The sequence below is a fragment of the Mucilaginibacter sp. genome (assembly GCF_041660805.1).
GTDB lineage: Bacteria > Bacteroidota > Bacteroidia > Sphingobacteriales > Sphingobacteriaceae > Mucilaginibacter.
In genome coordinates, this window is record NZ_JBAZVP010000006.1 from 1 (window position 1) to 12437 (window position 12437).

A 12437-nucleotide genomic window follows, 5' to 3' on the forward strand; every position below is an offset into this window, starting at 1 on the left:
ACCGCAACCGGGAAACGGCGCAGAGCTATGACCGGCTGGGGCTGGCCGAATACGCCGCCATGGAAGCGTTCGTGAGGTATCATTATTAAAAGATAAACCGCGTAGAGGCGCAATATTTTGCGCCTCTACTTAAATAAAAATAAAAACCATGTCATTGCGAGCGATAGCGTGGCAATCCCGTCGCAGGACAAGCGGTCATGCACTGGCTACGGGATTATTAATGAGTTTGATTTTCCTTATGGAATTAATGAGCTCCCTACGGTCGGTTGTCCACGTCGCTGCGCTCCTCGCAATGATATGGTTTAATAAAAATGACACGGTTTAATAAGACGTGGGTACTTGGTGACTTTTACTCCGTCAGCACCGTGAATTTAAATTCAAGCGGTTCAAAATTGCGGATGAGTTCGTCTATAAACAGTTGGCCCCATTTTACGTAGCTGAGGCCAAAGTTTTCGGTACGTTCCTGCAGGCTATCTTTAGGGAAAATGTCGGCTTTGATGTGTTCTATCTGCTCCAGACGGGTATGGTAATTTCGCTTTTCGGCTTTTACCAGTTTCTTTTGCAAGTTATCCATTGCATGCTTTAAACGTGCCTGTACCGCCGTTGCCGATGGTTCCAGCGTCCTGTCAATTTTATGGGCGCGGAGCTTTATCTTTTCAAACACACACTCAATTTCACGCCATTCTTCGTTAAGGGTAAGATCATGGCTGCTATGTTTTTTTATCCAGTGGTTCTTGATCTCGTCTGTACTTTTAAAAATATCAACCGGGCCTAATTCCATACTGTTGATTTTGGCGGCAGTTTCTTTTTTAATGATGAGGCCGGAGTTACGCAGGATAAGGATAGGGAAATCGATGTTATAATGGTCGAAATTTGATTTCAATTCCAGCCAGTAAACTACTTCGGCACCACCGCCTATATAGGCAATATTGGGCAAAATACATTCCTGGTACAGCGGCCGCATCACCACGTTAGGGCTAAAGCGTTCAGGTGCATTTTTTATTTCCTGTTTCAGTTCTTGTTCCGTAAAACTGATGTCGGTATTCATTACACTGTAGCGATCATTCTCAAAAACCAATCGCTCGCGCAGATTATCTATCAGGTAAAAAAAGTTGATCTCGCGCGGGTTAACCTGTATATGTACACCCAACTGTCGCAATTGCTCATTAGCAGCACTGATATTTTTGAAACTGTTTTGCTCAATAATATCGCGCTCCATAATAGGGGCAAACTGCTGTTTAAGGCGATGGTCGTCGGCATCAATAATAACCAGTCCGTATCTGCCAAAAAGGGCATTTACCAGATAGCGGGTAGCATCGGCCAGTTTATCAAATTTGGTATAGGCGGTTTCAACCATTTCACCCAGTTCATCGGCATGGCCATCAATACCCAAAACACCTTTGTACTGGTTTATTGCCTGGCGCATAGTATCTGGGTTGATACGCCCGGTAGCGCCCGAAGCCTCGTACCACCAATGCACTTTTTTACCGCCAATGTTGGTGTAGTTGATCTCGGCAAAATCATGATCTTCTGATGCCATCCAGTAAACCGGCACAAAATTTTTATCGGGAAAAGAATCTTTTAGCTGGCGGCATAGTTTTATGGCCGTAACTATCTTGTAAATAAAATAGAGCGGGCCGGTAAATATATTCAGCTGATGGCCGGTAGTAACGGTGTAAGTATTATCAGATTTTAACAGATCTATTTTTTGCCTTATAAAATCAGAAGCATCTAATTCAATTTGGGATGAGCTTTCAATGTCTGATTTTCCATTTCTCCGGTTTCCGGACTCATGGAAATACTGGCTTTGCAGAACTTGCACCAAAAGTGCCCTGTCGGCAACAACCTTTTTGTTCTCAAACAATTCAGCAAAGCCTTTAAGGGTGGGGCGGTAGCTATAAAACGATCTTAATTCCGGAATATTCTCCAGGTAATCTATTACGGTTTGGGAAAAGTACCCGGTGTCTTTATAGTCAATACAGGCTGCGTCCATTTTATTTACGATTGTAGATTAATGACTAAAGACAAAGTCGTTAAGATATGTCTCGCAAAGACGCAAAGGCGCTAAGTTTTCAAATAATGATTCTTTGCGTCTTCGCGAGAGTTAAATAACTTAGCTTAAGCATTTACATGTCGAATTTAGATTTTATAATCTAAAAACAAATAGGGAGCTGTTAAGATTGGGTTTATTTTACAATTTGTCCATAAAGATCAAAGTCCTCGGCGCTGTTAATTTTAACGTTAACAAAACTGCCAACAGCCGCATAATCAATAGCCGCATCAATCAGCACCTCGTTATCCACCTCGGGCGAATCATATTCGGTACGGCCAACAAAGTAACCACCGTCTTTTTTATCAATCAGCACCTTATAGGTGTTGCCAATTTTTTCCTGGTTCTTATCAAAAGAGATGCCCTGTTGTATCTCCATTATGGCATCGGCGCGTTCCTGTTTTACTTCTTCAGGTACATCATCAACCAAAGAATGGGCATGTGTTTTTTCTTCATGCGAGTAGGTGAAACAGCCCAGGCGGTCAAATTTGGTATCTTCAACCCATTGTGCCATTTCTTCAAAATCCTGTTGCGTTTCGCCGGGGTAACCGGTTATCAGCGTGGTACGCATGGCAATGCCCGGTACTTTATCGCGGATCTGGTTCACTACATCAATGGTTTTTTGTTTTGTTAAACCACGGCGCATTGATTTAAGCATATTATCGCTGATGTGCTGCAAAGGCATATCCATATACTTGCAAATGTTATCGCGCTCATTCATCACATCCAAAACCTCCATTGGGAAGCCGGCAGGGTAGGCGTATTGCAGCCTGATCCATTCTACACCGTTTACATCAGATATGCGGCGAAGCAATTCGTCTAAATTACGTTTTCCGTATAGGTCAAGGCCATAATAAGTAAGGTCTTGTGCTATCAGTATCAATTCTTTAGTGCCGTTCTTAACCAGGCTTTCGGCGTTCTTAACCAGTTGGTCAATAGGCGTACTCACGTGCTTGCCACGCATTAAAGGGATAGCGCAAAAAGAACACGGACGGTTACAGCCTTCGGCAATTTTAAAGTATGCAAAATGCGACGGGGTAGTTAACAGGCGCTCACCAATTAATTCGTGGCGATAATCGGCACCTATATTGGTAAGGATATTTTGCAGATCGTTAGTGCCAAAGTAAGCATCAACATTAGTGATCTCGGCTTCCAGCTCGGGTTTATAACGCTCGCTTAAGCAACCGGTAACAATTACTTTCCCAACTTTGCCTTGCTCTTTTAGCTCGCTATACTGCAAAATGGTATCAATAGATTCCTGTTTGGCATTATCAATAAAGCCGCAGGTATTTATCACAATGATATCGTTACTACGCAACTTATCTGTTTCATGCACCACATCATAGGCATTGCCTTTAAGCTGGCCCATGAGCACTTCACTGTCGTAAATATTTTTTGAACAGCCCAAAGTCACCACATTTACGCGTGGTTTAAGAATCTTTTTTGGCTGATAAATTTCTTTTGTTTTCATTGTATTTCCCAACGCGTCATTGCGAGGAACGAAGCAATCTCAAAACTATGCATATTGGCTATGCTTATCGGAGATTGCTTCGTTCCTCGCAATGACGCTTTATTAACGGAAGCCTGGCACTCTTTCTATTTAAACAGGCTATCAACAAACGCTTGCCTGTCAAAAAGCTGTAAATGGTCCATGCCTTCGCCTACACCTATATATTTTACCGGTATTTTAAACTGGTCTGATATTCCTATAACTACACCGCCTTTTGCCGTACCATCAAGCTTGGTTAGGGCCAGGGCATTAACCGCGGTGGCTTCTGTAAACTGTTTGCACTGCTCAATAGCGTTTTGCCCGGTTGATGCATCAAGCACCAACAGTATTTCATGTGGTGCGCCGGGGATTACCTTTTGCATCACATTTTTAATTTTGGTAAGCTCGTTCATTAAGCCTACCTTATTATGTAAACGGCCGGCGGTATCAATAATTGCCACATCGTCGCCATTGGCCACTGCCGAACGCAGCGTATCAAAGGCTACCGATGCCGGGTCTGATCCCATTGGCTGGGCTACTACCTTTACATCAACACGCTTACCCCAAAGCTGCAACTGATCTACCGCTGCTGCACGGAAGGTATCTGCTGCACCTAATACTACCTTGTTGCCCGCCTGTTTTAATTTATGGGCCAGCTTACCAATGGTTGTGGTTTTACCCACGCCATTTACGCCAACTACCATTATTACATAAGGCTTTTGGGTACCATATTCAAACGTGCGGAAATCGTTGCTGTTATTTTCGGCAAGCAGCTGTTGTATCTCATCCTTTAAAAGGGTGTTCAGCTCAGATGTGCTTACGTATTTATCTTTTGCAACGCGTGCCTGGATGCGTTCAATTATCTTTAAGGTGGTGCTTACACCAACGTCAGATGTTACCAGTACTTCTTCCAGGTCGTCAAGCACATCATCATCAACGGTTGATTTACCGGCGATAACTTTGGTGATCTTTGAAAAGAAATTGTCCTTGGTTTTTTCCAGGCCGGTATCAAGCGCCTGCTGTTCTTGCTGCGTGTTTTCTTTTTTCTTGAAAAAATCAAATAATCCCATAAGTGATCAGAATTCTCAGAATTTTTGAATTTTCTGAATTAATTTATGATGTTCAGAACTACATGCAATGAGTTGACAGCCATTTTGTCAATTCTAAAATCCTGTAAATTCTGTTTCAGACTAAATCTAACAAAAAAAGCCCTCTCGTTTAAACAAGACGGCTTTAATATTTTCAGCAAAAGTAATTACAGGGTTTTACCTGCAAGAGCATCCTTGATGTTGTCGTTAGCTACGATCAACTCTTTGAATGAGTAAGCACCGGTACGTGCTGATTTGCTCATTGTTATTACTTTTGAAAATTCTTTTCCTTTACCTGCTACTTTCAGGGTTGCAACTACTTTCTTTGCCATGTTGTTTAATTATTGAATTAGTGATAGTGTAAATTAGTGATTTAGGAAATTCTTAAACCGCTGATAAACCTTAACCAATTGTTATTTAATTTCTTTATGAACAGTTACTTTTCTTAAAACCGGGTTGAATTTTTTCATTTCCAGTCTCTCAGTAGTGTTCTTTTTGTTTTTGGTAGTAATATAGCGAGACATACCCGGCATGCCGCTGGTTTTATGCTCTGTGCATTCTAATATTACCTGAACCCTGTTACCTTTCTTAGCCATCTTATATATTGTTTTGAGTTTTGGGTTTTGAGTTGCCGGTTTTAAAAATTAAAACCCGTAGCTCATTGCTCAAAACTAATTTTTATTAAATAGATCCTTTTTTAACAAACTTGTTGATACAAGCAGTAATACCGCGTTTGCTGATAGTTTTAACAGCAGAAGTAGATACTTTCAAAGTGATCCATTTATCTTCTTCAGGGATATAAAACTTTTTCAGCTGTAAGTTTGGATAAAACTTACGTTTGGTTTTAGCATTTGAATTAGAAACGCTATTACCGTTCATGTAGCCTTTTCCTGTTAAATCACAAATTCTTGACATGACAAATATTTTTTAAATCTTCACTCTTTTCCTAAAAAGAGTTTGCAAATATCAGGTTTTTAAAGCAAACAGGCAATAGTGTTTTCAAATATTTTTCAAAAAGATTTAATAACACAAAAATATAGGTTTTTGGATGATAAAACTGGCCCGGCAACCCACCTTTTCATACCCGGAAACCGGCTTTATAAGCACGCCTGTAATGTTCAAATAAACATTATCAACCTAAAATAGTATTTAATTATAACGCCTTATAGGAAAATTACTAATTTACACCATCATTTATAACCTATTATGCAAGTTAAATCAATTGAAGAATACAACCAGGTTTACCGCAAAAGTGTAGAGCAGCCAGAAGAGTTTTGGGCAGAAATTGCGGATAACTTTTTATGGAAAAAAAAGTGGGATAAAGTACTGGAATGGAATTTTAAAGAGCCCAGCATCAAATGGTTCCAGGGGGCAAAACTAAACATTACCGAGAATTGCATTGACCGCCACCTGGAAAAGAACGGCGATACCCCGGCCATTATCTGGGAACCAAACGACCCAAGTGAAGATCATCATATATTAACGTATAAGCAGCTGCATAGTAAAGTTTGCCAGTTTGCAAACGTGTTAAAAAACAACGGCGCCAAAAAAGGCGACCGGATATGTATTTACATGCCAATGGTACCTGAGCTGGCCATAGCTGTATTGGCATGTGCAAGGATAGGGGCTATTCATTCTGTAGTTTTCGGCGGGTTTTCGGCACAATCAATTGCAGACAGGATAAAAGACGCGGAATGTAATATAGTAGTTACTGCCGATGGGAGTTTTAGGGGGACAAAAGAAGTGCCTTTAAAATCAGTTATTGATGATGCACTGGTACAATGCCCATCTATAAAAAAAGTAATTGTGTTAACCCGCAGCCATACACCTGTATCAATGATAAAGGGCCGCGATGTATGGTGGGAAGATGAGATCAAAAAAGTGGAGACCCAGGGCAACCCTGATTGCCCTGCCGAAGAAATGGACGCGGAGGATATGCTGTTCATCCTATATACATCAGGCTCTACCGGTAAGCCTAAAGGTGTAGTGCATACCTGTGGCGGCTATATGGTTTACACGGGTTACACATTCAGTAACGCGTTCCAATACCAACAGGGAGAGGTTTATTTTTGTACGGCTGATATTGGCTGGATCACGGGCCACTCCTATATCGCTTATGGTCCGCTGAGCCAGGGGGCAACATGTGTATTGTTTGAGGGCATCCCTACCTGGCCTAATGCCGGGCGCTTATGGGATATTGTAGAAAAGCATAAAGTAAACATACTATATACCGCCCCAACAGCTATTCGCTCGTTAATGAGCTTTGGTGATGATGTGCTTAAAAACAAGGATTTTAGCTCGCTGAAAAAATTAGGTTCGGTAGGCGAACCTATTAATGAAGAAGCGTGGCACTGGTTTGATGAAAAAATTGGCCAGGGTAAATGCCCTATTGTTGATACCTGGTGGCAAACCGAAACCGGTGGCTTTATGATATCGCCAATTGCGGGTGTTACCAAAACCAAGCCAGGGTATGCAACCCTGCCTTTACCAGGTGTGCAACCTATTTTGGTTGATGAGAGCGGTAAAGAACTTGAGGGCAACGGTGTAAGCGGAAACCTCTGTATCAAATTCCCGTGGCCGGGTATGCTGCGTACCACTTATGGCGATCATGAGCGTTGCCGCACTACCTATTTTACCGCCTATCCAAACCTGTATTTTACAGGCGATGGCTGCCTGCGCGATGAAGATGGTTACTATCGTATAACCGGCCGTGTAGATGATGTGCTGAATGTATCTGGCCACCGTATTGGTACTGCCGAGGTAGAGAATGCCATAAATATGCACAGCACCGTGGTAGAATCTGCCGTGGTAGGTTACCCGCATGATATTAAGGGACAAGGGGTATACGCCTTTGTGGTATGCCCTAATCAGCATGATGACCCTGAACTTACACGCAAGGATATTATGATGACGGTAGCCCGTATTATAGGTGCCATAGCCAGGCCGGATAAGATCCAGTTTGTAAGCGGCCTGCCCAAAACCCGGTCAGGCAAAATCATGCGCAGGATCTTGAGAAAGATTGCTGAAGGCGATACCTCGAACTTAGGCGATACATCTACCTTGCTGGATCCGGGAGTGGTTGAGGAAATTAAGGCAGGAGCTTTGTAAGAGAATCAAGAACTAAGAATCAAGAGACAAGAAGCTACAATTTTTCCTGTCTTGATTCCTGATTCTTGAATCTTAAGAAAACCAAACAAGTCCCGGTCTGTTATTCTATTACATCTAAATAGGAGAAACATATTATGGACAAATTAGAATTAAAAGGTGGTTGGAATGAGCTGAAAGGGAAAATAAAACAAGCCTATGGCGATTTAACCGATGACGATCTGAAATACGAAGAAGGTAAAGATGACGAAACATTGGGCCGCCTGCAGCAAAAAACGGGCAAAACCCGCGAACAGCTGGTAAAATGGATAAACAGCTTATAACAACAAAAAGCCTCAATTTAATTGAGGCTTTTTGTTTTAAAATATTTTGTCTAAGGAACTGCGTTCATAGGCTTAAAAGCCTCTCAAATTAAAACCCATAATTAGCTCTCCATTTTGCCTTGATATCTGCACGGGCTTTTATAAACTCATGGTCGGTGCCCCGAGCTATGGCATCAATAGGATAACGCAAAGGGAGTTCGCCTTTTTCCATTTCAATCAGTTTTAATACACCATCGGCAATTACCTGCGGATCCATTTTATATTCGGCCATTTTACCAAACATAGCAGCACCCATAGCATTAAACTGATCAGTCGCGGCATTGCCGTAGGCGGCTATAATATCTTCTTTATCGGCATTTATCCCTGTTTTAACACCTGTATTCATTTCTGTTGGATACACTCCCGGCTGAATGCTTACATTGTCTATTCCATAATCTTTAAGTTCATCCTGCAAGCCTTCGGTAATAGCTTCCACCCCAAATTTAGAAGTTAAGTAAGGTATCATAAACGGAACAGTGAAGCCGCTTGCGCCAGATGTAATATTAATAACCAAGCCATTTTTTTCGGCACGCATTGATGGCAGCACAGCTTGATATGTACGTAATACGCTATACAGGTTTACATCCATCATTTTTTGGAACTGCGCTACCGAATAACCTTCCAGCAAACCATAACCCGCCATTGCTGCATTGTTTACCAGCACATCTATTTTACCGTATTTATTAACAGAATTATGGATGGCCGTATTTACCGACTCATCATCTGTGATCTCAATTTCGGTTACTTCAACATTAGGTAATGCGTTAAGCTCTTTTGCTACACCTTCGTTTTTACCGGTGGTGCCGCGCATGCCTGCAATTATTATATGGCCTGCTTTTGAAAGGGTTTCTACCATTAGTTTACCAAAACCTGTGCTGGTACCGGTAATAAAAATTATCTTTTTCATGTTATTGACTTTTGTGCGGATTATTGTTTTTTGTTCGCATCAAAGGTGCAGTAACCGCATGGCGTGGTAAATGACATATAGCAAGAAATGCGCTTGATATTTATCAAGCGAAAAAGTTATAATATACTGTAAATATGTTATTTAAGTATGTTGTTTTTGCGGATGCGGCTCAGCGTCTCCGGCGAAATGCCCAGGTAAGAGGCAATCATTGTTTGCGGAAAACGCTGAAAAAATATCGGGTGGGTTTTAAAAAGGTCAAGATATTTCTCTTCGGCAGTAAGGCTTATGGCGGCAGTTATTCGTTTTTGGGCGGCAATATGCCCGCGCTTGTCCAGGGCAGTAGTGACCTTATTCATCCCCGGAAAGCGCTCTTTCAGTTCAGTTAAATTTGCCAGTGTTACCTGCAAAACCTCGGTTTCTTCCCAGGCATCAATATTATAAATGGTGGGGGTTAAAAGCTCAAAGCTTTCGCGATCTGCCATCCACCAGTTCTCAATTCCAAAACGTACAATATGCTCGTTACCTTTTTCGTCTACCGTATATTGCCGCATGGCGCCTTTTACTATGAAGGACAGGTACTTGCATACGTCGCCCTCCTGCAATAAGTATTGTTTTTTCCTGATCTTTTTTGGAACAAATGCCCGCCTCACAAGTTCAAACTCATCGTCGGTCATGGTATCGCCGGTGTATTGGTCAATATATTTACGGAAAGACGGGTACATCATTATATTACTGAGCGAAAGTAAGAAGTATATTTTATATTGCTAATTTACAATTTCAGGCTAAGGTAATATCATTATGCAACGCCGGGATAAATACCACGTCTTTTCTATTGCACCAAAATCTTACCATGAAACGAATTTTATTTAACGTATTCATTATTCTGTCCGGCTTATTTTGTCAGTCTGAATTATTTGCCCAAAGCAAAGCGCCTGAATTATTAGCCACAAACAACCCGGATATCCTGCTCAAACAGATTAAAGCAAACATGAAAATTGATGCGGATTCTACCCTGATGCTTTTAAGCAACTGGTCAGACTATGAACCTGTTAAGGACGTGGGGCGCGATTATAAATTTTATTATACCGATGCTGATTATGGTAAGATACCGCTTCGTGTATATATCCCGGCAAACTATCAAAATACAAGGAAAACGCCCTGCGTATTGCAATTACATGGTGCCGTAGGGCAAAGTAAATTCAGCGATATTGATAGCCTTGCAGATAGTGATGAGGGAATACTTACGGACCCGCTGAAAGCTAACAACTACATTATTATACAACCATTGGGCGATAAAAGCAAAGGCTTTACCTGGGGCGGTAACAAATGGCTTGGGAGTGGGCAGGCCTATCACTTTAACCTTACGTATAAAAAACTGACTGAAATTATTACTGCGCTTAAGCAGGTTTTAAATATTGATGATAACCGGGTGTATGCGTTCGGGCATTCTGATGGTTCTGACGGAGCCATTGGCCTGGCGGTTTATAAGCCCGATCAGTTTGCCGGGGTGGTGGCTTATAATACCATGTTTAAGAATTTATTCACGCATGATTATTATATCCGGAACGTTCAAAACCGGCCACTTTACGAGGTACATTCAGATAAAGATAAACTACGCAGAATAGGAATGAACCGGCAGATCATCGATTCGATAAAGAAATTTGATAAAAGGATAACCTACAAAGAATATACAGGCTACGAGCATTGGGATAAGCATTTAGGTATTGATGCACCCTATGCAGATAAATTCATGAAAGGGGTTATACGCAACCCATACCAAAGTAATATCTACCTGGAAACCACACAAAATAGCCCCTATAATTCGTGCGACTGGTTAACTATTACCAAACCCGACACAAGCCGTAAAAGTGCAGCCTGGTATAACGTTTTTGACGTTAGATATAAGGAATATTTAGAAACGAGGCAGCTTTGGATTGAAGGGAACTATTATGAGCCATTAAAAAGCGCCGTAGTACAGGCGAGCTATAAGGATAATGTATTTACCCTGCAAACATCAGCAACTAACGAAGTCGAATTGAAAATAAGCGCCGAAATGGTAGACCTAAATAAGCCAATAACTGTAATGGCTAATGGCAAACAAGTATTTAAAGAAAAAGTTAAAGCTGATAAAAGCTTTTTATTGAATGGCTTTCAAAAAACATTTGACAGACAGGCCTTGTGGGTGAATTCCATAAAAATAAAGATTGATTAAAAGTTTCGCCTATTTTTATCAGATCAATACCAATCACAATGTCAACCCCTGAATCTCAACCAGCCCTTATTCAACCCAAAAACAAGATCAATTATTTAGATCACCTCAAGGTGGTGTTAACTGTTCTTGTAATACTGCATCATGCTTTTATTACCTATGGCGCACCCGGCGGCTGGTATTATTCGCAAAAGACCACGCTGGCAGGGGCAATAGTGCCTATGACCATGTTTGTGGCAGTTAACCAGGCATTTTTTATGGGGTTCTTTTTTTTCCTTTCAGCATTATTCATTCCTTCATCCTATGATAAAAAGGGCCCTGTTAAGTTCGTTACCGACCGGCTGCTTCGGCTTGGCATACCGTTGGTCTTCTACTCGCTTATCCTGTCGCCTTTTTTAAGTTTCATGGTGTATTATGTTGCTGAAGGGCATCATATTACTTACCTGCAGTATTTAGGTGGGTTTGATGGCTGGATAAGTTTTGGCGTGTTATGGTTTGTAGCTGCATTGCTGATATTTACCTTATTATATGTGTTGTTCCGCATAATCGTGAAAAGGCAAAGCCGGATAAAGTCATTACCATCCGGAACTGTTATCCTGTTGTTTGCTGCGGGTATTGGCGTAATAAGTTATTTTGTACGAATTGTTTTTCCGGTGGGATGGGTGCTAAAGCCACTTGGCTTTCAGTTAGGGCATTTTCCGCAATACATAGCCATGTTTATACTGGGATTGATAGCATCACGCAGTAAGTGGTTGAATCAGGCAGATTATAGCATGGGTAAAAGAATGAGGACTATTGCTTTGTGCCTGGTGTTTATTGGCTTCCCGCTATTTTTTGTGATCCAAAAAGCGTTGAATTTTCCTGTGGAGTACTTTAATGTAGGGGGCCACTGGCAATCATTATGGTACGCGGTATGGGAGCAACTGGTGGGCTTTAGTATAGTTACAGCCTTGCTTTGCATCGGCAAAACCCGCTGGGGCGGGGCTTCGGCTTTTATGAGCAAACTGTCGCGCTGCACATTCGCGGTTTATATTTTTCATCCCCTGGTGCTGATAGCGTTATCGGTCGCCTTACATAGTTGGACTATTGAACCTGCACTGAAATTATTGATCGTAGCACCACTGGCCGTTACATTCAGTTTTTTATTAGGGATGATAATAGTGAGGATACCGGGAGTGAATAAGATAATTTAGTGCCTGATTGAACAGGCAGCTTAATTCAATTATA

The 12437-nt window shown here is 41.5% G+C and carries 12 protein-coding genes; 4 read left to right on the forward strand and 8 right to left on the reverse strand.

What is annotated here, in order from left to right:
* Positions 1-349: 349 nt before the first annotated feature.
* The 6 genes from bshC to rpmB all read right to left on the reverse strand — a co-directional run bounded on the left by bshC (position 350) and on the right by rpmB (position 5542).
* A complete protein-coding gene (bshC, locus tag WC743_RS10225; RefSeq protein WP_373011875.1) occupies positions 350-1993 on the reverse strand; it encodes a bacillithiol biosynthesis cysteine-adding enzyme BshC in 1644 nt (547 codons plus the stop codon).
* 193 nt (positions 1994-2186) lie between these two features.
* Positions 2187-3521 carry a 30S ribosomal protein S12 methylthiotransferase RimO gene (gene rimO / locus WC743_RS10230; protein WP_373011876.1) on the reverse strand — a complete coding sequence of 445 codons (1335 nt, stop codon included), beginning with the start codon at positions 3519-3521 and terminating at the stop codon, positions 2187-2189.
* Positions 3522-3646: 125 nt separating this feature from the next.
* Positions 3647-4609, reverse strand: a complete 963-nt coding sequence (gene ftsY / locus WC743_RS10235) for a signal recognition particle-docking protein FtsY (RefSeq protein WP_373011877.1) — start codon at positions 4607-4609, stop codon at positions 3647-3649.
* Between the two features lie 185 nt (positions 4610-4794).
* Positions 4795-4959, reverse strand: a complete 165-nt coding sequence (locus tag WC743_RS10240) for a DUF4295 domain-containing protein (RefSeq protein ID WP_373011878.1) — start codon at positions 4957-4959, stop codon at positions 4795-4797.
* A gap of 81 nt (positions 4960-5040) precedes the next feature.
* Complete coding sequence (gene rpmG / locus WC743_RS10245) at positions 5041-5223, reverse strand: 50S ribosomal protein L33 (RefSeq protein WP_067063463.1); 183 nt, start codon at positions 5221-5223, stop codon at positions 5041-5043.
* Positions 5224-5308: 85 nt separating this feature from the next.
* Entirely contained in the window at positions 5309-5542 is a 234-nt protein-coding gene (gene rpmB, locus WC743_RS10250; protein ID WP_373011879.1) for a 50S ribosomal protein L28, read from the reverse strand.
* A gap of 291 nt (positions 5543-5833) precedes the next feature.
* Here rpmB and acs point away from each other — a divergent pair, with 291 nt between their 5' ends.
* Together acs and WC743_RS10260 are read left to right on the forward strand one after the other, a co-directional pair.
* Positions 5834-7735: an acetate--CoA ligase gene (gene acs / locus WC743_RS10255; protein ID WP_373011880.1), complete on the forward strand. Its 1902-nt coding sequence runs from the start codon at positions 5834-5836 to the stop codon at positions 7733-7735.
* Positions 7736-7869: 134 nt separating this feature from the next.
* Positions 7870-8055: a CsbD family protein gene (locus WC743_RS10260; RefSeq protein WP_373011881.1), complete on the forward strand. Its 186-nt coding sequence runs from the start codon at positions 7870-7872 to the stop codon at positions 8053-8055.
* An 88-nt stretch (positions 8056-8143) separates the two neighbouring features.
* On the opposite strand, the gene WC743_RS10265 is transcribed toward WC743_RS10260, so the two are convergent.
* Positions 8144-9001, reverse strand: a complete 858-nt coding sequence (locus tag WC743_RS10265) for an SDR family NAD(P)-dependent oxidoreductase (RefSeq protein ID WP_373011882.1) — start codon at positions 8999-9001, stop codon at positions 8144-8146.
* Between the two features lie 137 nt (positions 9002-9138).
* The gene (locus tag WC743_RS10270; RefSeq protein ID WP_373011884.1) at positions 9139-9726 is read right to left on the reverse strand and encodes a Crp/Fnr family transcriptional regulator; all 588 of its coding nucleotides are present in this window, start codon (positions 9724-9726) and stop codon (positions 9139-9141) included.
* A gap of 125 nt (positions 9727-9851) precedes the next feature.
* Between WC743_RS10270 and WC743_RS10275 the strand changes: the two genes are divergently transcribed.
* Together WC743_RS10275 and WC743_RS10280 are read left to right on the forward strand one after the other, a co-directional pair.
* A complete protein-coding gene (locus tag WC743_RS10275; protein ID WP_373011885.1) occupies positions 9852-11213 on the forward strand; it encodes an alpha/beta hydrolase-fold protein in 1362 nt (453 codons plus the stop codon).
* A gap of 38 nt (positions 11214-11251) precedes the next feature.
* A complete protein-coding gene (locus WC743_RS10280; protein ID WP_373011886.1) occupies positions 11252-12403 on the forward strand; it encodes an acyltransferase family protein in 1152 nt (383 codons plus the stop codon).
* Positions 12404-12437 lie beyond the last annotated feature (34 nt).